Origin of the sequence: Streptomyces sp. NPDC051018 (assembly GCF_044456085.1) — a bacterium.
In the GTDB taxonomy this organism is placed as follows: domain Bacteria; phylum Actinomycetota; class Actinomycetes; order Streptomycetales; family Streptomycetaceae; genus Streptomyces.
The window spans coordinates 477,905-500,499 of record NZ_JBITFN010000001.1 but is presented as its reverse complement, the minus strand read 5'-3'; the positions used below and the strand labels follow the sequence as shown (position 1 = coordinate 500,499).

Genomic DNA, 22,595 nt, shown 5'->3' with positions numbered 1-22,595 from the left:
CCGTTTCACGGCGTCGTGAAACGGCCGGTAATCCGGTCGCTCCGCGTGCGCGGCCCCCGGCCAAGCACGATGCTGTACCCGTGATGGACGAGACGGAGTTCTGGGAGATCGTCGACAGCACCCGCGAGGCCGCCGAGGGCGACCCGGAGGAGCACGCCGATCTGCTGGTCGAACGGCTGCTCCGGCTCGACCCCGACTCCGTGCTGGACTTCGCCCGCCATTTCGAGGCGCGCTACAACCGTGCTTACACCTGGGATCTGTGGGGCGCGGCGGCCGTGCTGCTCGACGGTGCCAGCGACGACGCGTTCGACTACTTCCGCTGCTGGCTCATCGGCCAGGGCCGGGAGATCTTCGAGGGCGCGCTGCACGACCCGGAGTCCCTCGCCGATCTGCTGGACGAGTTCGACGAGGACGTCGACGGGGACGGTGAGGAGCTGGGCTACGCGGCGGACGAGGCGTACGAGCAGCTCACGGGCGTGGTCGCGCCGGATCTGGGAATCTCACCGCAGACGGCGGAACCGGTGGGCACGCCGTTCGACTTCGACGACAACGCAGCGCTGGCGGCCCGCTTCCCCCGTCTGTGGGACCGCTTCGGCCGCGGCTGACGGGCCCTTTGCCCGGCCGGGGCCGCCTCCCCGCCCTTGCCGGGTTGCCGGGTACGTATGCCCGGGCGCAAGGCGTCTCGCGCGAACCGGCGGGCACGGGAGGGTGCGCCCCGGCGGAACAACCGCCCGAGGCAACGGACCGGCGGCGGACCGACCCCCGCCACGGACCGGACCGACACCGGAACGACACCGGACCGGGCAATGGACCGGCCCCGGCGACCGATGCGGGGCCCGCTCCGGCGCACCGAGCCTTCAGCGCAGGCTTCGCCCCATCAGCACATCGTCGACATATCGGCCGTCGAGCCAGAACTCCTCCGGCAGCACGCCCTCGACGGCGAACCCCTCCGACGCGTACAGCGCACGCGCCGGGGTGTTGTGCCCGAGCACCCGCAGCGTGATGCGGACCGCGCCCTGCCGCCGGGACTCGTCGAACGCGCGCCTCAGCAGCGCCCGCCCGATCCCGAGCCCGCGTGCGCCCGGCGCGACGACGAGCCCCTGAATCTGGCGTACATGCTGGTTACAGGCGAGCGGTGTCGGCGGTACGAGCCGGATGTAGCCGATGACCGTCCCCCCTGCGTCCTCGGCGACGAAGAAGTCCTCGGGGCGGTGGTTGGAGTCGAAGAAGGGGTCGTACGGAGGCATCGGTCTCGGCGCCACGGCGTGCAGCGTCGACCAGGTGTCCCGGTCGAGCCCGCCGAGGGCCTCGGCGTCGGAGGCGCGCGCGGGGCGTATGTGCGACTCGGGTGATGTGGGCGATTCAGCCATGAGAACAACAGTGTCACGCGGGTACTCGGGGGCAGGATGGCACCATGCGCATCGCGGTCACCGGCTCGTCCGGACTCATCGGTACGGCACTCGTCCACTCCCTGCGCGCGGACGGGCACGAGGTGGTGCGCCTGGTACGGCGTCCCGCGCGCGCCGGGGACGAGGTGGAGTGGGACCCCCGCCGGCAGTATGTGGACACGGCGGGACTCGTCGGCTGCGAAGGTGTCGTGAACCTCGCGGGCGCGGGGGTCGCCGACCGCCGCTGGACCGAGGCGTACCGCAAGGAGATCCGCGACAGCCGTGTCCTCGGCACCGCCACGATCGCCGAGGCCGCCGCCTCCCTGGAGAGCCCGCCGAGGGTGCTCCTGTGCGGGAGCGCCATCGGGTACTACGGCGACACCGGCGACCGCGCGGTGGACGAGAGCGCCCCGTCCGGCGACGGTTTCCTGCCACGGGTCTGCGTCGAGTGGGAGGCGGCCGCCGCCCCCGCGCAGAAGGCGGGCATCCGGACGGCGTTCGCCCGTACGGGCCTGGTCGTGGCGCGCGAGGGCGGTGCGTGGGCCCGGATGTTCCCCCTCTTCAAGGCGGGTCTGGGCGGCCGGCTGGGAGACGGCCGCCAGTACTGGAGCTTCATCTCCCTCCATGACGAGGTCGCGGCCCTGCGCCACATCCTGGACACGGACTCCCTCTCGGGCCCGGTCAACTGCACGGCCCCCGAGCCCCTCACCAACCGCGAGATCACCGCGGCCATGTCCCGCGTCCTGAACCGCCCGGCCCTCTTCGCCGTCCCCGGGGCCGCCCTCCGGCTCGTCCTCGGTGACATGGCGTCCGATGTCCTCGCCAGTCAACGCGCGGTCCCCGCCCGGCTTCTGGAGTCGGGCTTCTCCTTCGCGTTCCCGGACATCGAGTCAACGATCAGGGCGGCGCTGACGACCCCCACGAAGTAGCCCCGTACCGACGCGGCCACCCGGCACCGCCCGGCGTCGTACGGCGTCGTGGCGCGAGATGCCTGGCGTCGGTGCCCTGTGGCGCGCGGGCCGTGACGCGGGGTGCCCGGGCCGCCGAGCGGTGTCGGCGCCTTCCGCCCGCCCCGGACGCCTGCACGCGCGTGCCTCGCTGCGCCCGGCGTCGGAACGCAAGGTGCCCGGGCCGCCGAGCCGTGTCGTCACCCTCCCGCCGTTCCGCCTGGCCTCCGTCGTCCGGCACACGCATGCCTGACGCGCCCGGCGTCGGGGCCCCTGGGGCGCACGGCGGCGTAGCCTGCACCGCTCGGCGTCCGCTCGGCGTCCGGGAGGGTCCGCCGGCACCCGGGAGCCCGGCCGCCGACAGCCCCGGCCGCCGACAGCCCCGGCCGCCGAGAGTCCCGGCGGGGCGGGGGCGACCGGCTACGGCCCTGCGCGCGAGGGCAGCCCCGGGGGGATCCGGCGCGGGCCAGTGCATACGACCACGCCCATGTTTCCGCAGGCCATGCGCCCCCCGCGCAACGATGCCCCACCCCATGCGCTCACCGCAGCGCGCCCGGCCCTCCCTACCCTCGACCCGGACTCCGGTATTGCATGGGCCTGTTGGGGGCGAGACCTCCAACAGCCGCGCCGACCTCGGGGAGGGGCACGTGCTCATCAGCACCGCTCACAGTGCGGACCACGCGGATGTCGTCATCGTCGGGGCCGGTGTCGCCGGTCTCGCCGCCGCCCACCGTCTGACCAGCGCAGGCGTCAGTGTCAGTGTGCTGGAGGCGGCGCCACGGCCCGGGGGCCGGATGGCCACCGAGGACGTCGACGGCTTCCGGCTCGACCGAGTAGGACGGCTGCTCAACACCTCGTACCCCGAACTGCGCCGTCTCGGCGGGCTGCGGACGATGCCCCTGCGGCCCTTCTCACCGGGCGTCCTCGTCCACAGCGGCGGGCGGCTCCAGCGGACCGGCGAGACCGTCTGCCGTACGGGGGAACAGGGGAGCGCGCGCTGGAGCACCCCGAATGCCCGGCGGAGCGTGGGGGGCGCATTCACCGTGGCCCGCGCCCTTGCGAACGCGCCGCGCCCCCTGGACGAGGCCCGGCTCGGCGCGTCGCTGGCCCGGCTCGGGGTGATGCCGCTGGAGCGTCTGACGTCCCGTCCGGAACGCTCCGTCGAGGCCGCGCTGACCGCCCGTGGCCTCCCGGTCCGCACCGTGAGCGGCTTTCTGCGCCCGCTGCTGTCGGCGCTGCTCTGCGATCCGGAGCTGACGACGTCGAGCCGGTGCGCCGATCTCGCGCTGCGGGGTTTCGCGCGGGGCCGGATGTGCGTACCGGAGGGCGGCTCGGCGTCGCTGCCGGAGCGGCTGGCCGCGTCACTGCCACCGGGCACGGTCCTCACGGGCGTACGGGTCAAGGACGCGTCGATCAGCAGGGTCAGTACGGCGGAGTACGGCGAACTCTCCTGCCGCGCGCTCGTCCTGGCGACGGGCGCCCGGGAGGCCGCGCTGCTGCTGCCGGGGCTGCGGGTGCCGGAGTTCCACTCGGTGACGGTGCTGCACCACACCGCGCCGGTGGCCCCGCCGACGGGCGCGGCGCTGGTACTGGACGCGGACGGGGGCGGTCCGGTCGCCCACACCGCGGTGATGAGCGAGGTCGACCCGTCGAGGGCGCCGCAGGGGCGGGTGCTCGTCTCCTCGACGGTGCTGGGTACGCCGCCGCCGTATCTGGACCGGACGGTCCGGGCGCATCTCTCGCGGCTGTACGGGGTGGCCACGGACGACTGGGAGCTGCTGGCGGTCCACCACACCCCCGACGCCGTCCCCGCGATGCCTCCGCCGCACGACCTTCGACGGCCCGTACGCGTCCTGGCGGGCCTCTATGTATGCGGCGACCACCGCGATACGAGCACCGTCCAGGGAGCCCTCTTCTCCGGCCGCCGCGCGGCGGACGCGATCCTCACGGACCTGTCCCTCCACCCCCCGGCCCCCCGCCCCCTCCCTTCGGCGGCCTGACCCCACCGACTGCCCCGGAAGGTGCCGGAGGCTCACCTTCAGCCCTGCCGAGACCATTACCCTTGTGGCCGCGCCGAGACCGGAGGCCGTACCCCCATCCCGCCCGACACCTGCGTCCCGCACGTGCAGGCGCCCCGACGACCACCCACACAGAATCCGCCCCGGGCCCGCCTCACACGCCCGTGCCACCTGGGGCCGTACTTCAAGCCCCGCCGGCGTTTGAGGCGCAGGGGCCCGGGGCGGAGCCCCACGAACCGGAACCCACCCACAACCAACACACAGGCCCCCTGGGGCGCCCCCCACTCCCGCCCCACCCACAACCAGCCGCCCAGGATCCGGCAGAAACCCCCACCACCCACAACCAGCCGCCCAGGATCCGGCAGAAACCCCCACCACCCACAACCAGCCGCCCGGGGCCCGGCAGAAACCCATCACCAGCCCCGTACCACCCCCGGCGCCGGAGGCCGCATTTCAAGCCCCGCCGGCGATTGAGGCGCCGGGCCCGGGGCGGAGCCCCGGAAACCGGAACCCACCGGCAACCGGCCACCCGGGATCGGGCAGAAACCCATCACCAGCCCCGCCGGCGTTTGAGGCGCGGGGGCCCGGGGCCGAGCCCCGGCGAACGGGCACGCCCCCCGCCTCACCCCAGCGCCGCCACCCGCTCCCGATACCCCCGCACCGCCGCCGCGTCCCGGTACGGCTCCAGGCGTCGCTCGAAGTCGCGGACGTACTCCACCGCCCGCGCCGACCGCATCTCCGACGCCTGGAGCGCCGCCTCCGCCCCCAGCGCGCACGCCTGTTCCAGCTCCCCGAGACCGAGCCGCGCGGACGCGAGCACCACCCGGCAGAAGAGCCGGCTGCGCGCGAGCCCGTGCGGCCGCAGCTGGAGCGAGCGTTCGGCGTGCTGGACGGCGGGCCGGTACTGCTGGAGATCCCGGTAGCAGTGCCCGAACTCGTCTGCCAGCTGCGCCTCGTCGAAGAACCGCGCCCAGTGCGGCACCTCGTCCCCCGGCCGGGCCGCCTCCAGGGCCCGTTCGGCGCGCACGAGGGAGGCCGTACAGGCGCGCACCTCCCCGAGTACCCCGTGCCCCCGCGCCTCCACCGCGTGCAGCAGGGCCTGCACCACGGGCGGCGCGGACGGTCCGAGCCCCTGCTGGGCGACCCGGGTGAGCTGCACCGCCTCACGCCCGTGGCCGAGGTAGACCGCCTGACGGCTCATGGTGACCAGCACATAGGACCCGTACGCCCGGTCCCCCGCCGCCTGGGCCAGCCTGAGCGCCTGGACGAAGTAGCGCTGGGCGAGCCCATGGGCCGCGATGTCGTACGAGGTCCAGCCGGCCAGCCGGGTCAGATCGGCGATCGCCCCGAAGAGCCTTCGGCCGGTCACCTCCCCATAGGTCCCGCGGAGCATGGGCTCGGCCTCGTGTTCGAGATAGCGGACCAGGGCCTGGCGCGCGTGCCCGCCCCCGTACGCGTTGTCGAGGGCCCGGAACAGCTCGCCCACCGACCGCAGCGCCGCGATGTCGCCGCTGGACACCCGCTGTCCGGGGCCGCGGTCCGTGCTCCGGTCGGCGGTGCGCTGGCGGGGCACGCTCAGCCCGCCCTGCACGGGGACCCGCACGGCCCCCGCGTCCCCCCGGGCCACCCGTTCGTCGGCGCGCCCGATCAGCCAGTCGCGGCTCGGTACGACGAGCCCCGCCGGGGTGAAGGCGATCTTCCGCAGTTCCGCGTGGCTGCCGGAGTCCTTGCGCCACAGGCCCCCGACGATGTCGACGGCCTCCTCGGGCGTGGCCGCGAACTCCAGTCCCGCGTACACGGGCGCGCACGCGTCGAGACCCAGGTCCTGCGCGGAGAGCCGCCGCCCGAGCCGTCTGGTGAACACCTCGGCGATCAGCGCGGGGGTGGTCCCGCGCGGCTGCTGGCCGCGCAGCCAGCGGGTCACGGACGTCTTGTCGTAGCGCAGGTCCAGCCCGTGTTCGAGTCCGAGCTGGTCCACTCTGCGGGCGAGCCCCGCATTGGAGAATCCGGCCTCCGCGATGAGTGCGGCGAGCTGGCGGTTGGGGGTGCGCTGCGGAGGTCGTTCCGTCATCAGCTGTGCGGTCTCCTGCCTTCCGGGCCGGTCGCAGCCCTCATGGAACGGCGCGAATTTAGCGGCCCCTACCCACCGGACCGGCCCCTTCCGCCCAGATTCACCAGATCGTGTGAGGACCGGTGCCCCCGCTGACGGGGCACACCTCCGGCCGGGACCGCAGGGCCCCGCCGTACAGTGGCTGGGTGCGGCCGGCGGGAACGGCGGTCGCGCGCACCGAGGATCGGCGGACGCCGTGACACGCGGACCGGGTCCCTCCGCAAGCGCGGACCGGGTCCCTCCGTACGTCTCGTTCGTACGCGCGAGGCGGGGGTTCCCGGTCCCCACGGGGTTCCCGGTACACGCAGGGTGAGGTTCGAGGGAGGCAGTGCCGTGAGTGAGCTGCGGTTCGTCCGACTGGGCTTCGGCGAGGAAGCCGTCGAGTACCAGGAGGCGTGGCAGAGGCAGCGCGAGATCCACGCCGCACGGTTCGCGGACGAGATCCCGGACACCTGTCTGCTGCTGGAGCACCCGCCGGTGTACACGGCCGGGCGGCGCACCGAGGACAGCGAACGCCCGCTGGACGGCACCCCCGTCATCGACGTCGACCGCGGCGGCAAGATCACCTGGCACGGACCCGGCCAGCTGGTGGGCTACCCGATCCTGAAACTGCCCCGCCCGGTGGACGTCGTCGCGCATGTACGCCGGCTTGAGGACGCCCTGATCCGTACCTGCGCGGAGTTCGGTGTGGAGACCAGCCGGGTCGAGGGCCGCAGCGGTGTGTGGGTGCTGGGCGACCCGGTGGAGGCCCGCCCCGCGATCGGGGGCCTGTCGCTGGACTTCGACCCCCGGCTGCGGGACGACGAGTTCGATCCCCGGCTCCACGGCCCCGAGTACGCCCCCTCCAACGCCGGCCAGCGCCGTGAGGACCGCAAGCTGGCCGCGATCGGCATCCGTATCGCCAAGGGCGTCTCCATGCATGGCTTCGCGCTCAATGTGAACCCGGACAACACCTGGTACGACCGGATCGTGCCGTGCGGGATCCGGGACGCTGGCGTGGCGTCGCTGGCGGACGAGCTGGGCCGTGACATCACGATCGCCGAGGTCCTCCCCGTGGTGGAGAGGCATCTGAGGGACGTCGTGGAGAACGCGGACCTGCGCCCGAGGACGATCGAGGCGGCCCGGTGACCGCCGGAGCGGGCGCTTCCGCCGCGGGCGTACGCCCCTTCGCGGGAATGCGCCCCCGGGTCCGCGGGTTGGCTTGACTCAGGGCCGTATGGACTCTGGGCCGTATGAACGACGGGCGTACCCTGGTGTGCGCCGCAGAATCGAATGCCGCGATAGCAGAAAGGGGCGCCACGTGTCCGCTGTCGCACCCGACGGACGCAAGATGCTGCGCCTGGAGGTCCGGAACAGCCAGACCCCCATCGAGCGCAAGCCCGAGTGGATCAAGACCCGGGCGAAAATGGGCCCCGAGTACACCCAGATGCAGAAGCTCGTCAAGAGCGAGGGACTGCACACGGTGTGCCAGGAGGCGGGCTGTCCGAACATCTACGAGTGCTGGGAGGACCGCGAGGCCACGTTCCTCATCGGCGGCGACCAGTGCACGCGCCGCTGTGACTTCTGCCAGATCGACACGGGCAAGCCGCAGGCGCTGGACCGTGACGAGCCCCGCCGGGTCGGCGAGTCGGTCGTCACGATGGACCTGAACTACGCGACGATCACCGGCGTCGCCCGCGACGACCTGGAGGACGGCGGCGCCTGGCTGTACGCGGAGACCGTGCGCCAGATCCACGAGCAGACCGCCGGCCGACCGGGCGGCCGCACCAAGGTCGAGCTGCTGGCACCCGACTTCAACGCCGTACCCGAGCTGCTGGCGGAGGTCTTCGCATCCCGCCCCGAGGTCTTCGCCCACAATGTCGAGACCGTGCCGAGGATCTTCAAGCGGATCCGCCCCGGTTTCCGTTACGAGCGCTCCCTCGACGTCATCACTCGCGCCCGCGAGGCCGGACTGATCACCAAGTCGAATCTCATCCTCGGCATGGGCGAGGAGCGCGCCGAGGTCAGCGAGACTCTGCGCGATCTGCACGAGGCGGGCTGCGAGCTGATCACGATCACGCAGTATCTGCGCCCCTCGGTGCGCCACCACCCGGTGGAGCGCTGGGTGAAGCCGCAGGAGTTCGTGGAGCTGAAGGAGGAGGCCGAGCAGATCGGCTACTCCGGAGTGATGTCGGGCCCGCTGGTGCGGTCGTCGTACCGGGCCGGGCGCCTGTACGGCCAGGCGATGGAGAAGCGGGACCGCTCCGCCGTCTGACGGCCGCGGCCCCTCAGCCCCTGAACTCAACCTGTGAATTCAGGCACAAGTGACTACTGTCGGGTAATTCCGGATCGGGCGCGGCCCGTACGCTCTCCGCAGGTCGGGGAGGCGTAGGGGCCGCGTCGGCTTTTCCGGGCGGCGCGCAAAGGTTTCATCGGTGTTTGACCGCTCAGTCACGCACTGGTAACACCAATCAGTAACTCTGGTTCTCAGCACCGCACCCGCCCCGTCCCGACGCGTACCACGACGCCCGGCAGCTTCCCGCCGGGCCCGTCACGGACGAGGCGAACGGGCTCGGACCGGACGAACAGAGCGAGCACCGCACCCGCACTCCTGCCTCACCACTCCCCGAAGGGGGCCCCACCCATGCAGGCCGCGCCAGTACGCCCCGTACGCGCAACCGCCATCCCGTCGATGACCGACGCCCTGCGCGCCATGGAGTCGCTTCTCCTGCGCGGCGGACAGCGCACCGCCCGCCGGAACGCGTGGACGGCCGTCCTGGAGGACCGCCGCCGGGCCAAGGACCGCGTCGAGGCGCAGTATGTACTGGAGGCCGTGGCGGACCGCGCTTCCCGGGCCACGTAAACTTCGGGTTATGGCGAGGAAGGCAAACACAGACAGCGCTGCCAGCACCGACGCTGCTGCGAACCCCGGGCGACTCAAGCAGATCGCCCTGACCTACAAGATGACCCGGAAGGCCGACCCCAAGGTCGGGCTGGTCATCGCGGCCGTGGGAATCGTCACCTTCGGTGTCTTCCTCGGGATCGGTTTTCTGATCGGCTACCCCGTCTATCTCGGGATCCTGGGCTTCCTGCTCGCGTTCCTCGCGATGGCGATCATCTTCGGACGCCGTGCGGAGCGGGCGGCGTTCGGTCAGATGGAAGGCCAGCCGGGTGCCGCGGCCGCCGTGCTCCAGAACGTGGGCCGGGGCTGGACGACGACCCCCGCGATCGCGATGAACCGCAACCAGGACGTCGTACACCGTGCCGTCGGCCGGGCCGGCATCGTCCTGGTCGCCGAGGGCAACCCCAACCGGCTGAAGACGCTGCTGGCAGCCGAGAAGAAGAAGATGGCGCGCATCGTGGTGGATGTGCCCGTGCACGACATCGTGGTGGGTACGGACGAGGGGCAGGTGCCGCTGAAGAAGGTCCGTACGACCATGCTGAAGCTGCCCCGGGTGCTCAGCGGCCCCCAGGTCACCGCCACCAACGACCGGCTGCGCGCCCTGGGTGACCTCATGAGCAATATGCCGCTGCCGAAGGGCCCCATGCCCAAGGGCATGCGCATGCCACGCGGCGGAAAGATGCGCTGACGCCGTCGGCGATACGCGAAGGGGCGCCCGGGTCCGACCCGGGCGCCCCTCGCGCTTCCACCCTGACTCGCTCAGCCGCCTCTCCGCACGGATCACCCTGCATCCCCTGGGCCGCCTCATGAGCACTATGCCGCCGCCGAAGGGCCCCATGCCCAAGGGCATGCGCACGCCGCGCGCGGAAGGATGCGCCGGTCCGTCGACCTCGGGCGCCTCGCGTCAGCCCGCCTCTCCACAGGTCGCAGCTCACCGCGGCCATCCCTCGCTGTCGTGTGTGTGGCCGGTCCGCGCCCGGCCACACATCCGCGGGGCCCGTCCGCACGGCGCCGTCAGGGCAGGCGCTCACGGCGCAGGGAGCAGCGGTGTCAGCGCCCGTTCCGGACCTACGGCCGGACCGGCCGGATCCGCGTCCGGTTCAGATCCGCACCTGAACGGCTCGGGCGAAGCGGTCGTGCAGTCCCCGGCCGTCCCGGTCCCAGATGAGGGCCGGGATCCCCAGGCAGAGCAGCACACCGCGCAGCGCGACCCGGCCGGCGCCCAGTCGGCCGCCGTTCACGGAAATGACGCGGAGCCGGAAGATCCGCTTGCCGGGAGTGAAGCCGAGGGTACCGACGGTGAGCAGACTCATCACGAAGAACACGGCGAGCGCCCAGTTCCCGGCGGCCTGCCGGTCGCCGTTCGCGAAGAACGCGGAGGCGATCAGGAGGCAGAGGCCCCAGTCGACGAAGAGGGCTCCGAAGCGGCGTCCGAGGGGTGCGATGGAGCCGGACCCCTCCTCGGGCAGACCGAGCCGCTTGCCCCGGTACCCGAAGTCGGCGCCCATCTCCTCGGCCGCCGCGCGGGGGCCGGAGAGCCACGATCCGATTACTTGCCTGTTGTCCACCCGTCCACGGTACTGGGCACCCGGCGAACCGCCCCCGGCCGGGTCCGCCGGGCGTGACCCACGCGACGTCCCCGCGCGCTCCGGTTAACTTGGGTGAAACAATTGGGTCATCCTGGAGAAATCCCATCTGCCTATCGTCGGGTCCTGCGTGTGCCACCGCACTGGCCTCACGGACGAGCTGCAACCCCGCCCTTCCCGGGACGGGAGTAGGAGGAGTTGGATGTTCCAGAACGCCGACGAAGCGAAGAAGTTCATCGCCGACGAGGACGTGAAGTTCGTCGACGTCCGGTTCTGCGACCTGCCAGGCGTGATGCAGCACTTCACGATCCCCGCCGCGGTGTTCGACCCGGCTGAGGAGCTGGCCTTCGACGGCTCGTCGATCCGCGGTTTCCAGGCCATCCACGAGTCCGACATGGCGCTGCGCGCGGATCTGTCGACGGCGCGGGTGGACCCCTTCCGCCGGGACAAGACCGTCAACATCAACTTCTTCATCCACGACCCGATCACGGGCGAGCAGTACAGCCGTGACCCGCGCAACATCGCGAAGAAGGCGGAGACCTACCTCGCCTCGACCGGTATCGCGGACACCGCCTACTTCGGTCCGGAGGCGGAGTTCTACGTCTTCGACTCCGTACGGTTCAACACCTCCGCCAACGAGGGCTTCTACCACATCGACTCCGAGGCCGGCGCCTGGAACACCGGCGCGGTCGAGGACAACCGCGGGTACAAGGTCCGCTACAAGGGCGGCTACTTCCCGGCCCCGCCGGTCGACCACTTCGCCGACCTGCGTGCCGAGATCTCCCTGGAGCTGGACAGGGCGGGCCTCCAGGTCGAGCGCCAGCACCACGAGGTGGGCACGGCGGGCCAGGCGGAGATCAACTACAAGTTCAACACCCTGCTGGCCGCGGCCGACGATCTGATGCTCTTCAAGTACATCGTGAAGAACGTCGCCTGGCGCAACGGCAAGACCGCGACCTTCATGCCGAAGCCGATCTTCGGCGACAACGGGTCGGGCATGCACGTCCACCAGTCGCTGTGGCAGGGCGGCGTCCCGCTGTTCTACGACGAGCAGGGTTACGCCGGCCTGTCGGACACCGCCCGCTACTACATCGGCGGCATCCTCAAGCACGCCCCCTCGCTGCTCGCGTTCACCAACCCGACGGTGAACTCCTACCACCGTCTGGTCCCCGGCTTCGAGGCCCCGGTCAACCTGGTCTACTCGCAGCGCAACCGCTCCGCGGCGATGCGTATCCCGATCACGGGGTCCAACCCGAAGGCCAAGCGCGTCGAGTTCCGCGCCCCCGACCCGTCCTCCAACCCGTATCTGGCCTTCTCGGCCCTCCTCCTCGCGGGCATCGACGGCGTCAAGAACAAGATCGAGCCGGCCGAGCCGATCGACAAGGACCTCTACGAGCTGGCGCCCGAGGAGCACGCGGGCGTCCCCCAGGTCCCGACCTCCCTCCCCGCGGTCCTCGACGCCCTGGAGGCGGACAACGAGTACCTCCAGGCGGGCGGCGTCTTCACGGCCGACCTGATCGAGACGTGGATCGACTACAAGCGCACCAACGAGATCGCCCCGATCCAGCTCCGCCCGCACCCGCACGAGTTCGAGCTGTACTTCGACATCTAGAGCACCCGGTCGCGTCCCGGCCCGCTCGGTGTCCTCCCCGGCCCCTGCCGCCCCTTCTTCGGGGTGGCGGGGGCCGGGGTGTTTGCGGTGCGGGGTTCGGCGTCAGGGGCGGGGGGACGATGTGCCGCGGAGGGACGGCAGGAGGCGCAGGGCGTTGTCGCGGTTGATGGCACGGCGGTGGCGGGGGGTGAGGGCGGGGTCGGTGTCGAGGGCCGGGGACGCCTGCTCGGTGATGGTCTTGGCGGGGGTGGCGGGCCAGTCGCTGCCGAACAGGATGCGGGAAGGGTTGGTCACGGACAGCAGGGTGGGGGTGGAGGAGGGAGCGAGGGGGCCCGCCGTGTCGTAGTAGAAGCGGTGCAGATAGTCCCGTACCCGGGCGGGTTCGACGGGTGGGGTGAGGAAGCCGGCGAAGCGCTCCACCCGGGTGGCGATATAGGGGAGGAAGCCGCCGCCGTGCGGCAGGATGAAGGAGAGGTCGGGGTAGCGGTCCAGGGTGCCGTTGAGGATCAGATTGACGGCCGCGCGGGTGGTGTCGAGGGGGAAGTCGCACAGGAAGCTCGGAATGCCGGGGACGGCCGGGCGGGACGGGTCCGTACCGGGGAGTTCGAGGGGGTGGGTGCTGATCACCGCGGAGCGCTCGTTGAGTTCGGCGAGCAGCGCGTCGTGGGAACGGTCGCCCAGATAGACCCCGTCGCTGCACGCCTTGGTCTGGACGCCGACCGCGCCGAAGGTGTCGAGCCCCCGGGCGAGCGACCAGCGGGAGGTCTTCAGATCGTCGGGGAAGACCGGGGCGAAAAAGGCGAAGCGGCCGGGGTGGGCGGTCTTCAGTTCCTCGACGGCGTCGAAGACGACGTTCACGCTGTCCCGCAGCTGTGCGGAGTCCCGGAAGCCGCGGACCGGCATGGCCGGGCTGACCACGCTGGTGGCGATGCCCGCGTCGTCCATCAGCTCGAGGGTGGAGGTGAGGTCCCACTTGGTCCACCAGGGCAGTCGCTCCCGGGTGACGAGGCCCTTCTTCTCGGCCCAGGTGACCCAGGAGGGTGCGGTGAAATGGTGGTGGACGTCGATTCTCGCCCTGCGTCCGTCCCCGCCGGAGTGTGCTTCCTCGGGAGGGCCGGGGGCTTCGCCCGCGTCGACCGCGAACGCTCCGGTCAGTTCGGCGGCGGCCACGGAGGCCGTCGCCCCGCCGCCCAGCAGCAGCATATGGCGACGGCCGAACCTCCGGCTGGCGTGTGGCATGGCGGTTCCCCGGGTTCGCTTGTGCGTGTGGGGCTTCACTCTGTGGCGGGCGGACCTGGGACGACGTCAGCACACGCGGGCCGGGCAGCCGAGTCCACCGGATGCGCGAGCCGGATCCGTCCCCCGGGTGAAATGACCATGGAGGCCGACGCTCTAAGGTGTTCGGCATGTCCGTGCCTGAGCTGATCCGTATCGTCACCCGCTCCTCGCCCATGGCCCTCGCCCAAGTGGAACGTGTCCGGGCCGAGTTGGCGGCGATCCAGCCGGGGATCCGTACCGAGGTCGTGCCGGTCACCACCTCCGGGGACCGCTGGATGGGGGATCTGGCGATGCTGGGCGGGAAGGGCGCGTTCACCAAGGAGGTGGACGCGGCACTGCTCGCCGGGGAGGCGGATCTGGCGGTGCACTGTGTGAAGGACGTACCGGCGGACCGGCCGCTTCCGGTGGGGACGACCTTCGCCGCGTTTCTCCGGCGGGACGATATCCGGGACGCACTGGTGCATCCCGGAGGGCTGCGGCTGGACGAACTGGCGGCGGGCACCCGGATCGGGACCTCTTCGGTGCGCAGGATCGCCCAGCTGGCCGCGTCGCACCCTCAGTTGGAGTGTGTGCCGATGCGGGGCAACGCCAACCGGCGGCTGGAGAAACTGGCGGCCGGGGAGGCGGACGCGCTGCTGCTCGCGGTGTCCGGGCTGGAGCGGATCGAGCGCCCCGAGGTGATCAGCGAGGTGCTCTCCGAGGAGACCATGTGTCCGCCGATCGGGGCGGGGATCCTGGCCCTCCAGTGCCGTGAGGACGACACCGCGACGATCGATGTGGTCAGCGCGCTCGGTGACCCGGCGGCCCATAGGGAGGCGACGGCGGAGCGGATGTTCCTGCATGTCCTCCAGGGGCACTGCAACTCACCGATCGCCGGGTACGCGCGCTCCGAACGCGGCGGGGATCTGTCGCTCCGGGCCAAGGTGTTCACCCCGGACGGCAAGACGGTACTGAACGCCCATGAGTGGGCGGGGCCGCTCGACCCGGCGACGCTGGGAACGTCGGTGGCGGTGGCCCTGCTGCGGCAGGGCGCGCGGGAACTGATCGACAGCATCGCGCACTGAGCCCGGCCAGTACCGACTGAGCCCGCCGGCGCCGCCGGAGAGCCGGGGTGGCCGTGTCCGGAGCGTGGCTGGGCCCGGGAACAGACGGCGGCCACGGCAGCCGGTGATGTGCCGGGGCGCCGGCCGGCGGGTGCCCTCCGTGAAGACCCCGAGGCCGGTGCCCGGCCCCGGAGGCGGCGCCGCGGGCGTACGTGAGGCCCGGACTCCGGGCACGTCTGCGGCCTCTGCGGCCGGGCCTGCCCGGGGGCCTCGGCGCGCGAGCCCACCCGGGGTGTCCACCGGACACGCCCGTCCCTCCCTCGCGGGGCGGCTCCGCAGCCGATACGGGCCGCGGAGCCGGGCCCGTCCGATCGGGTGGACCGTGCCGGGGAATCGCCTATCCGGGTGTGACAACCCGCCCGGGGTGCCCTCCCGGGATGCGCGGGACCTGTCCGGGGTGCCCGCCCGGATCAGGCGGGACCCGCCCGGTGGCGAAGCGTCAGCAGCGCGGGACCGGTTTGCTGTAGGTGGTGTTGCTGGGGTTGGCCACGTAGTAGTCGGTCACATAGCGGCCGGTGTCGAGCCTGCTCCAGACGTTCGTGGTACCGACCCTCGATCCCGCGCGCTGGCAGTACACCCACGCGAGGGCGCCGTTGGGCGAGGTGCCCCGGGCCGCGTACGCGGCGCCGGGGCCGCTGCGCTCGGTGAGGGTCGCGGTGGTCTGGTAGGGGTAGACGCAGCGCGGGAGCGGGGCGCTGTAGGTCGTTTTGGACGGGGTGCTCACATAGCGGTCGCTGACATAGGTGCCGTCGGCGAGCTTGTCCCATACGGCGGTGGTGCCGACCTTCGGGCCGGGTGTCTGGCAGACCACCGTGAGCGCCGCCCCCGGGGCGTAGGCCCTGGCGACGGGGTAGGCCGTCGAGGGGCCGGTGCGGGCGTTGAGCGGGGTCGTGCTCGTCGCCGTGTAGGGGTGGGCGACGGTCGCCACCGGTGCGTCGAGACGGTTGGTGTCGATGCTGATCGTGACTCCGCCGTAGGTCTCGCTGTGGGTGCCCCTGAACTGCTTGGCGCGCTGGTGGACCGCCCACCGGGAGTCGGGTATCCCGGCCCAGCCGCGCAGGGAGTCCACTCCGTCGTACCGGGCTGTCCACAGCGCGTCGGGGCGGGCGTAGGCGGTGGAGGTGAAGACGTCGGAGAGCTGCTTGGCCCCGAGATTGAGGTTCATGTACACACCCGACACATAGCCGCGGCGGTGCAACTCCTTCGTCCAGGAGGAGATGTACGACAGCACGGCGACCCGGCAGGGCGCGTCGGTCTGCGCATAGTGCTCGATGTCGTTGTAGAACGCGCTGCCGGGCCGCATACCGAGCGCTCCGGCCCTGGCTATGGCGTCTGTGGCCGCCGCGGTGCCCTGGGACCGGGCCGCCGCCGGGACGAGGCTGATCTTCGCGTCGGTGGGCCGGGCGCCGCAGGGTGGTTGCAGCCCTTTGTAGATCGGCAGCAGCCGCCACTTCAGCGCGCTGACGGACGCCACCCAGGACGGGGTCAGCTGAGGCTGGGCGCAGGTGCGGTTGACTCCTCCGAAGTACACCCCCACCGCGCGGTACGGGGAGGCCGACCAGGCGCGGATCGCGGTGAGCGGCGGAGCCGTACAGGTGTCGAAGGCGAGGCCGCTGTACCGCGTCGCGGTCGCGCCGGTGGGGTAGGCGACGGGCGTGGCCGGCTCGGCGGCGGCCGAGGGGGCCAGGGCGAGCACGGCGGCGGCGCCCAGGAGCCCCGCCGTCGAGGCGACGGCCAGCCCGGCGGCGAGACGGCGCGGACGAGGCGGTCGGGGCGGACGGGATGCCGGACGGAACGCGGCGGCCGTACGGAGAACGGCGGCCGTACGGACAACGGTGCGCGACGCGGGGCGGGAAGCACCGTGCTCACGCGGAGTGCGCTGCCCGGGGCCGCGCGGCGGGAGGGCCGGGTCCGGCCGGCCGGTGCCGTGTTGGCGCGAGTCGGCGCGAGGCTCGGGACGCGTCGCCGGGCGGCCCTCACCGCCCCGGTGGCCGTCGTGCGCCCGGAGATCGCGGGGTACCCGGGCTGCCCGGTGCCCGTCATGGGTGCGGTGCACGGGGCGAGGCCGCCGGTCACCGCCGCCGTGACGCTCGCGCAACGGCGGGCGGGCGGCCGCGCGGTCGCCGCTCGGACGCGGGTCGAGGAGCGCTCGGATGACTCTTCGTAAGGCGCGATGCGGGTGCCACATGACTGTCCCCCAAGGTGGTCGTACCCAGTGGTTCCAGCATGCCCCCGCCCGCGCCCGGCCGACCCCGCCCGAACGGGTATTGGCGACGACCCGCCATCCGGGAACGGACGGCGGGCCGGGGCCTCACCTCAGCGGCCGTACCGGATCAGGGCCCTGACCATCCGGCAGGTCGTGTCCGAAGGCGGGTGCACACCGATCTGGTCCGCCGTCGCGCGAATCCTCACATTGTCCGCCGTCGCCGGGTGGTACACACCCGAGTCGAGCAGGGCGATCGCCAGCCGCATCGCCTTCAGCCGGCGGTTGTGCGTCACATACCACTCACGCGGCTGCCCGGCCGGCAGCGGCTTCTTCCTCAACGGTGCGTACTGGGTCGTGTGCCCGGGCTTCGCGGGCTTCCTCATGAGTCTGGATACGGCCATCGGCAACCTCCAGGCGCGGTGGCGGGACCATCCCGAACTACTGTTCAGTCTACTGCCCACCACTGACAATCGCCGCTGGCCAGACGGCATTTGAGGCGGGCGCGCAAGGGGCATTCGAGGGCACGCCGGAAGCATGGGAGGGGCACGGCGGGGGCATGGAAAGGGCCCACTCGCGCCGCCCGGGCACAGCGCGCGGGAGAACGGGCGGGACCGCCGGGGGCGCGCCCCCGGCGGTACGGTGGCGGCCATGGAGATCTGGATCAATCCGGCGTGTTCCAAGTGCCGCGGAGCCCTCGAACTGCTCGACGAGGAGGGCGCCGCCTACACCGTGCGGCGCTATCTGGAGGATGTGCCGAGCGCGGACGAGATCAAGGACGTACTGGCCCGGCTCGCACTGGAACCCTGGGACGTCACCCGGACCCAGGAGGCCGCCGCGAAGGAGCTGGGGCTGGCGGAGTGGGACCGTGACGAGGCGTCGCGCGAGCGGTGGATCGAGGCACTCGCGAGCCATCCCCGGCTGATCCAGCGGCCCATCATCACCGCGGACGACGGGACGGCCGTCGTGGCGCGCACGGAGGACGCGGTACGGGACGCCCTCGGCCGGACGTGAATCCCCCGGCTCCGACGCGGGCCCCGTGCAGGGCCGGCGCCGGGTAGAGCCGTACGGAGCGAACTGCTCCGGCAGGGCCGGGATCACCGGCGGCCTCCGCGACCGCTCCGGGCGCTCGTCGGCAACGCCGCCGGGGGTTCCACCGGCCCGGCCGCGCTTCCTCCGCTCAGGTGGAGCCGGATTCCATGGGCTGGATCCTGTGGGCCTGTTCCATCAGACCGCGTACGGCCGCTGCCCACGAGCCCTGCCGGGTCCGGGGTTCCGTCCGAGCCGGCCCGGCCCGGCGTTCCGCCCGAGCCGACCGGGCCGCCCGGGCCCGCCCGGAGTCCCGCAACGCGCCGCGGACCGGGCCCGGGACCCGCGGCCGTCTGCGGGCAGGCTCGGCCATCTCCGCGATCACAGGCGCGCTCCTCCCCCGCAGTGATCACAAGCGGAATGCCCCGCGGACCCCTCTCCACCCCTGTTCGACCTTAAGGAAAGTTAAGGAAGTCACGGGTGAGGAGGGTGAGACGAAGCCCGAAGCTACTCGTACGTAACGGCACACGGAACCGACCCGACGGGAGTCCCACGTGTCGCGCAAGAAAACCCTCAGCGGAAAGAAGAAGATCGCCCTGCTCGTCGTCACCGCCCTCGCGGCCGGCGGCGCGGCCTTCGCCATGACCGGCACCGGCCAGGCATCGGTCGTCTGCGACGGGCTGGACACCGCGCTCCGGAACAACGAGCGCTTCATCGCCGGTCAGCGCGCCAATCCCGACGCGCAGTCCGAGGCCCGGATCGCCAACCGCCAGGCCGTCATCGAGGAGATCAGGCGGAAGCAGGCCGCTTCCGGTTGCCCGGTGGGCGGCGGAGGTGGCGGTCAGGCGGCCCAGCCGCCGCGGCAGCAGCCCCCCGCGCAGCAGCCCCCGACCGCCGCACCCCCCTCCCAGGACGGCGGCAACGGCGGTCAGGGCGGTGGCGGCAATGACGGCGGAGCCGTCGGACAGGTCGTCTGCGCCGGCTCCACGGTGACGCTGTCCGGCGAGGGCGGCGCCCCGGCCGCCTCCAGCAACCAGTTCCCGATCGGTACCACCCTCAAGGTGACGAACCTCGACAACAACAAGTCGACGACCGTGAAGGTCGCCTCGGTCTCCGGCAGTTGCGCCCTGTTGAACAACGCGGCGTTCGAGCAGGTACGGGAGCCCGGCAAGTTCCTCATCCGCAAGGCCCGGATCGAGCGGGTGGGCTGAGCCCCCTGGTCCGCCGGGAGGGCCGTATGCCAGGAATCGCGAGGGCTCCCGGCACCCCTGGCGTACTCCGCCCGGTACGGGCACCGGCAAGGCCCGTGCCGGGCGGAAGGCCGCAGGTCAACGCAGATCGGGGGCTGCTCTCCAGCCGCGCGTCCGAGAAGCCCCGCGGCCCGTATGACCCGGCTCCCCCGGGCGGACCCACTCCCCCGCCGTACGCCCTGGTGAACGCCCGCCGGGGCGCCCCGCCCCTACGCACCCGGCCACGGGCGGGACGAGAGCAGCCGCGAGACATCCCCGAGGGGCGGACATGGGCGGCACACCCTGACGGAGGCGACGGCGAGTCAGCGCGCCCGGGCCCATTCCCCGCGTAACAGTCCTGCGGCCCGCCCTCTCGGAGAGGGTACGGCCTTCGAGCCGTCGGAACCGGTCCCGGACACCCGGGCATCGAGCCGGGCGACGGCAGCGCTACCCGGTCACGCCCGCCGGCCGTGATGGTCCACCAGGACGGCGAGGAGCCGGGCCAGCTCCTCGCGTTCCGCGGGCGTGAGGGGCGCGAGCACCTCGTTCTCCACGTCGGTCAGCAGCTTGTCCAGCTTCAGCAGGTGCCGGTTGCCCTGCCGGGTGAGGGTGACGACGTTCTGCCGGCGGTCGGCGGGGTTGGGTGAGCGTTCCACCAGTCCGCCGTCGGCCAGATCCTTGATCACCCCGACCATGTCACTGCGGTAGATGCCCGTACGGCTGCTCAGCTCCGCCTGGCTGAGGGGTCCGAACTCCTCCAGCGTGGCGAGTACCGCGAAATGCCACTTGCGCGCGCCCGCCCGCGCCAACTCGTCGTTCACCAGGCGATCCGACTGGATCGCGGCCTGCGACAGAAGCCGGGTCCGCAGATTCCGCAGCCGCCGGGCACCGGCCGGCCGGCCCGCCGAGGGAGCCATGTCTGGCGTGCTGTTGCTCATGCCGCCCATCATAGCCCTTGCATTAGTCGCACTAACGAACTACGTTGATGAACACCGCAACAGTTAGTGCGACTAGCGATAGGGAGACATCATGCCGGTGATCGATGTACTGGACTCGACGATGTTCTACGAGGAGACGGGCAGCGGCACCCCTGTCGTCTTTCTGCACGGCAACCCCGGCTCGTCCCACCTCTGGCGCAAGGTGCTGTCCGCGGTCGACCTGCCCGCCCGCCTGCTCGCACCCGATCTGATCGGCATGGGCCGCTCCGGCAAGCCCGATGTGCCGTACCGGTTCGCCGACCACGCCCGCTACCTGGACGAGTGGTTCGACCGGCTGGGCCTGGACGAGGTGGTGCTCGTCGGCCACGACTGGGGAGGAGCGCTCGGCTTCGACTGGGCGGCCCGCCATCCCGACCGGGTCCGCGGTATCGCCTTCCTCGAGACCATCGTGCGCCCGATGTCCTGGAGCGACCTGGGCGAAGGACCGCGCTCACGTGCCGAGGCCATGCGCGGACCCGAGGGCGAGACGCTCGTACTGGAGCAGAACGTCTTCCTGGAGTCGGCCTTCACCGGAGGCGTACTGACCCCGGTCAGCGCGGCCGACATGGAGGCCTACCGGGCGCCGTACCCCACCCCGGAAAGCCGTCGCCCGATTCTGGAATGGGCCCGCTCGCTGCCGCTGGACGGTGACCCCGCCGATGTCACGGAGCGGGTCGAGCGGTACGACACCTGGCTGGCCGGCAGCGGTGAGGTCCCCAAACTGCTCCTCACCTTCGACTCCTCGCCCACCTTGCTGATCGACGAACAGACGGCGAAGTGGTGCGAGGAGAACATCGCCGGGCTGGAAACCCGGCACTGCGGCCCGGCCGGCCACCACGCGCCCGAGGACCAGCCCGGGGCCATCGCCGAGGCGATCGGCAGCTGGGCCCGGCGGCACGCTCTGGCCGGCGACCGGCAGAGCTGATGACCTGCGCCGGCGACGGGCGTACGCGGACCGCCGGCGCGGGTGGGGTGGCGGTCGTCGCCCCGGCCAGGGCCCTGACGGTGGCCCCCGTCAGGCCAGCTGGGCCTCCGCCTCCGCCAAAATCTCCGTCAGCCGCAGTCCGAACCGGGCGTCGCACGCGTGCGGGCGTCCCGTACGCGCCGCCTCCAGCAGGGCGTCCACGGCCAGCCGGAACACACCGACCGCGTCGGACCACTTCGGCAGGGTCACCGTGCCCCGGTCACCGAGGAGTTCGAGGCTGGTGCCCGCCGACTCCGGCGGGGCGCTCAGGCTCAGGGTCGCCGTGCTCGACGCGCCCGAGGCGTGCCGGAGCACCAGATGCACGGTGTCGCCGGGCCCGTGTGCCGCCGTCACCCCGGTCACCTCGCCGAGCACGGGGATCAGCACGGACAGCACGTGCGGCCCCACGTCCCACAGCGCGCCCTTCTCCCGCCGCCAGGGAGAGGCCGCGTACGGGCCGGCCCCGCCGGGTGCGAACAGCGGGGCCAGCCACTGCGCGCGGGCGGTGAACCAGCCCCCGGCGGCGGCCTGTCCGGCAATCCAGCCGCGGGTCTCCTCCGCGAAGCGCAGGGTGCAGAAGACCACCGACGCGACCCCGGCGCGCTCCACCGCCCGGGCCGTCGCCGCCGCGGCGGCGACCGTCGTCGCGACCGGTTTGTCCAGCAGCAGATGGCAGCCCGCCTCGGCCGCGCGGACCGCGAGCGGGGCCTGGACGTCCGGGGGCAGGGCGAACGCGACGGCGTCGCAGGAGGCGAGCAGCTCATCGGCGCCGTCGTCGCCGGAGTACGCCTTCGTGCCGTACGCATCCGCGAGCGCGGCGGCGGCCTCGGGCCGTCTGGCCCACACCCCCGCGAAGTCGACCCCCTCATGGGTGCCGAGGGCGGGCGCCTGGGTTCTCCCGGCCCAGGGCCCGGCGCCGAGGAGTCCGATACGTGTCCGCCGCCGGGGCGCTCCGTCAGTGCTCAGGGGCTGTGTCATGGCCCCAGTCTGCCCCGCCGGGCCACGGGCGGGCAGGACGGGTGGCGCCGGGGCCGACGGACCGGACGATCACACTCCGGTGGACGGGCGGGGCCGGCGGCCGGACGACCGCGCTCCGTTGGACGGGGGCGCCCGGACCGGGCCGCGGGCACGGCGGACCGGTGCCGACTCCGACTCCGGCCCCGCTCCCCGGCCCACCCCCTCCGCCGATATTCGAAGGGGCCCCACGACGCCCGGTGCTACCTTGGGGCGGACCGGCCGCGGGACTCCGGTGCGACTTCCGAGACTTGCT

At 72.5% G+C, this 22,595-nt stretch carries 20 protein-coding genes; 12 read left to right on the top strand and 8 right to left on the bottom strand.

From position 1 onward, the window contains the following. Positions 1–83 precede the first annotated feature (83 nt). Positions 84–605 carry a DUF4240 domain-containing protein gene (locus ACIBCM_RS01995; RefSeq protein ID WP_399239807.1) on the top strand — a complete coding sequence of 174 codons (522 nt, stop codon included), beginning with the start codon at positions 84–86 and terminating at the stop codon, positions 603–605. Between the two features lie 252 nt (positions 606–857). On the opposite strand, the gene ACIBCM_RS01990 is transcribed toward ACIBCM_RS01995, so the two are convergent. Continuing rightward, positions 858–1,370, bottom strand: coding sequence for a GNAT family N-acetyltransferase (locus ACIBCM_RS01990; protein WP_399239096.1), 513 nt, complete (start codon positions 1,368–1,370; stop codon positions 858–860). 44 nt (positions 1,371–1,414) lie between these two features. Here ACIBCM_RS01990 and ACIBCM_RS01985 point away from each other — a divergent pair, with 44 nt between their 5' ends. Together ACIBCM_RS01985 and ACIBCM_RS01980 are read left to right on the top strand one after the other, a co-directional pair. Beyond that, positions 1,415–2,317 carry a TIGR01777 family oxidoreductase gene (locus ACIBCM_RS01985; protein WP_399239094.1) on the top strand — a complete coding sequence of 301 codons (903 nt, stop codon included), beginning with the start codon at positions 1,415–1,417 and terminating at the stop codon, positions 2,315–2,317. A 665-nt stretch (positions 2,318–2,982) separates the two neighbouring features. Continuing rightward, the gene (locus ACIBCM_RS01980; RefSeq protein WP_399239092.1) at positions 2,983–4,335 is read left to right on the top strand and encodes an NAD(P)/FAD-dependent oxidoreductase; all 1,353 of its coding nucleotides are present in this window, start codon (positions 2,983–2,985) and stop codon (positions 4,333–4,335) included. A gap of 640 nt (positions 4,336–4,975) precedes the next feature. On the opposite strand, the gene ACIBCM_RS01975 is transcribed toward ACIBCM_RS01980, so the two are convergent. Continuing rightward, positions 4,976–6,424 carry a regulator gene (locus tag ACIBCM_RS01975; protein ID WP_399239090.1) on the bottom strand — a complete coding sequence of 483 codons (1,449 nt, stop codon included), beginning with the start codon at positions 6,422–6,424 and terminating at the stop codon, positions 4,976–4,978. Between the two features lie 372 nt (positions 6,425–6,796). On the opposite strand from ACIBCM_RS01975, the gene lipB reads away from it, so the two are divergent. The 4 genes from lipB (at position 6,797) to ACIBCM_RS01955 (ending at position 10,032) form a co-directional block, all read left to right on the top strand. Beyond that, a complete protein-coding gene (lipB, locus tag ACIBCM_RS01970; protein WP_399239088.1) occupies positions 6,797–7,591 on the top strand; it encodes a lipoyl(octanoyl) transferase LipB in 795 nt (264 codons plus the stop codon). A 172-nt stretch (positions 7,592–7,763) separates the two neighbouring features. After that, positions 7,764–8,717 (top strand): lipoyl synthase, encoded by a 954-nt coding sequence (gene lipA, locus ACIBCM_RS01965; protein WP_399239086.1) that lies wholly within the window; start codon positions 7,764–7,766, stop codon positions 8,715–8,717. Between the two features lie 369 nt (positions 8,718–9,086). Next, complete coding sequence (locus ACIBCM_RS01960; RefSeq protein WP_389269699.1) at positions 9,087–9,305, top strand: hypothetical protein; 219 nt, start codon at positions 9,087–9,089, stop codon at positions 9,303–9,305. Between the two features lie 10 nt (positions 9,306–9,315). Next, positions 9,316–10,032, top strand: coding sequence for a DUF4191 domain-containing protein (locus tag ACIBCM_RS01955; protein WP_399239084.1), 717 nt, complete (start codon positions 9,316–9,318; stop codon positions 10,030–10,032). Positions 10,033–10,444: 412 nt separating this feature from the next. Here the strand turns inward: ACIBCM_RS01955 and ACIBCM_RS01950 are convergent, their stop codons facing one another. After that, a complete protein-coding gene (locus ACIBCM_RS01950; protein WP_399239082.1) occupies positions 10,445–10,912 on the bottom strand; it encodes an RDD family protein in 468 nt (155 codons plus the stop codon). A gap of 220 nt (positions 10,913–11,132) precedes the next feature. Between ACIBCM_RS01950 and glnA the strand changes: the two genes are divergently transcribed. Next, complete coding sequence (glnA, locus tag ACIBCM_RS01945; RefSeq protein ID WP_399239080.1) at positions 11,133–12,542, top strand: type I glutamate--ammonia ligase; 1,410 nt, start codon at positions 11,133–11,135, stop codon at positions 12,540–12,542. 102 nt (positions 12,543–12,644) lie between these two features. Here the strand turns inward: glnA and ACIBCM_RS01940 are convergent, their stop codons facing one another. Continuing rightward, positions 12,645–13,781 (bottom strand): amidohydrolase family protein, encoded by a 1,137-nt coding sequence (locus tag ACIBCM_RS01940; RefSeq protein WP_399239078.1) that lies wholly within the window; start codon positions 13,779–13,781, stop codon positions 12,645–12,647. A gap of 167 nt (positions 13,782–13,948) precedes the next feature. On the opposite strand from ACIBCM_RS01940, the gene hemC reads away from it, so the two are divergent. Further along, a complete protein-coding gene (gene hemC / locus ACIBCM_RS01935) occupies positions 13,949–14,884 on the top strand; it encodes a hydroxymethylbilane synthase (protein WP_399239076.1) in 936 nt (311 codons plus the stop codon). A 478-nt stretch (positions 14,885–15,362) separates the two neighbouring features. On the opposite strand, the gene ACIBCM_RS01930 is transcribed toward hemC, so the two are convergent. Together ACIBCM_RS01930 and ACIBCM_RS01925 are read right to left on the bottom strand one after the other, a co-directional pair. After that, positions 15,363–16,979, bottom strand: coding sequence for a glycoside hydrolase domain-containing protein (locus ACIBCM_RS01930; protein WP_399239074.1), 1,617 nt, complete (start codon positions 16,977–16,979; stop codon positions 15,363–15,365). Between the two features lie 260 nt (positions 16,980–17,239). Further along, positions 17,240–17,530, bottom strand: coding sequence for a hypothetical protein (locus tag ACIBCM_RS01925; protein ID WP_399239072.1), 291 nt, complete (start codon positions 17,528–17,530; stop codon positions 17,240–17,242). Positions 17,531–17,777: 247 nt separating this feature from the next. Between ACIBCM_RS01925 and ACIBCM_RS01920 the strand changes: the two genes are divergently transcribed. Then, entirely contained in the window at positions 17,778–18,140 is a 363-nt protein-coding gene (locus ACIBCM_RS01920) for an arsenate reductase family protein (protein ID WP_399239070.1), read from the top strand. A 569-nt stretch (positions 18,141–18,709) separates the two neighbouring features. Beyond that, positions 18,710–19,366, top strand: a complete 657-nt coding sequence (locus ACIBCM_RS01915) for a hypothetical protein (RefSeq protein WP_399239068.1) — start codon at positions 18,710–18,712, stop codon at positions 19,364–19,366. 473 nt (positions 19,367–19,839) lie between these two features. Here the strand turns inward: ACIBCM_RS01915 and ACIBCM_RS01910 are convergent, their stop codons facing one another. Then, on the bottom strand, positions 19,840–20,322 hold the full coding sequence (locus ACIBCM_RS01910) for a MarR family winged helix-turn-helix transcriptional regulator (RefSeq protein WP_399239066.1): 483 nt from the start codon (positions 20,320–20,322) through the stop codon (positions 19,840–19,842). 91 nt (positions 20,323–20,413) lie between these two features. Between ACIBCM_RS01910 and ACIBCM_RS01905 the strand changes: the two genes are divergently transcribed. Further along, positions 20,414–21,286 (top strand): haloalkane dehalogenase, encoded by an 873-nt coding sequence (locus ACIBCM_RS01905; protein WP_399239064.1) that lies wholly within the window; start codon positions 20,414–20,416, stop codon positions 21,284–21,286. A 90-nt stretch (positions 21,287–21,376) separates the two neighbouring features. Here the strand turns inward: ACIBCM_RS01905 and ACIBCM_RS01900 are convergent, their stop codons facing one another. Continuing rightward, positions 21,377–22,303, bottom strand: coding sequence for a Gfo/Idh/MocA family protein (locus tag ACIBCM_RS01900; protein WP_399239062.1), 927 nt, complete (start codon positions 22,301–22,303; stop codon positions 21,377–21,379). Between the last annotated feature and the right edge of the window lie 292 nt (positions 22,304–22,595).